This window comes from Desulfosporosinus sp. I2 (assembly GCF_000960765.1).
GTDB lineage: Bacteria > Bacillota > Desulfitobacteriia > Desulfitobacteriales > Desulfitobacteriaceae > Desulfosporosinus.
The window spans coordinates 1-722 of record NZ_JYNH01000303.1 but is presented as its reverse complement, the minus strand read 5'-3'; the positions used below and the strand labels follow the sequence as shown (position 1 = coordinate 722).

The 722-nt window shown below is 38.1% G+C and carries 1 protein-coding gene; it reads right to left on the bottom strand.

Annotation, left to right across the window (positions count from 1 at the left end; translation table 11 throughout):
- Positions 1-95: 95 nt before the first annotated feature.
- Entirely contained in the window at positions 96-401 is a 306-nt protein-coding gene (locus UF75_RS30620; protein ID WP_045577370.1) for a hypothetical protein, read from the bottom strand.
- Positions 402-722: the final 321 nt, after the last annotated feature.

The following is a 722-nucleotide window of genomic DNA, read 5'->3' as shown; positions in this document are numbered from 1 at the left end:
GAGATAATTGTGAAGGGAGATTTATGCGAGGGAGGAATTTTGTTTTACTTTCTTATCCCTGAAACTCTTTGAAGGAGCAATTCAAGATCGATTGTTTAAGTAAAGTCTTGGACCATATAAGACTCAACGAATGCTGATAGTATTTTCAAGAATTTGAGAGGGGGTTTGTTTATGAAAATCAAACGTCTAGTAAGTATCGGTTTAGCTGTATGTTTAACACTTGTTTTTAGTGCAACTGCTTTTGCAGCAACGCCTTCAACTTCAACTTCAACTTCAACTTCAACTTCTACTTCTACTTCTACTTCAGTTAGCGCAGCTAAAGTAAGCCCACTATATCCATCGCCAAATCCACCACCTCCAGGATATGTAGGTTGGGCAATTGTGACAGCACAACCTTCCATGATCGTGAGATCCGGCCCAGGTAGCAACTATTCTAATATTGGTACCGTACTGTATGGGGATAGTGTTTATTGTTATAGTGTTGACTCAAATGAGTGGGCATATATAGGTAATGGTGGATATGTTTCGGCATATTACTTAATTAAACAATAACATAATTTGTTTGTGTATAAACTCCTTGTCATCATATGGTGACAGGGAGTTTATACTGACGAAATCTTAGTTGTAGGACCTAAAGGCTAAGTCACGACAGCAGGATACGTAAATTAGGGATTACTGAATAACCGTCAAAACTGCATGAGACTGAGCATTAAGGACATTTT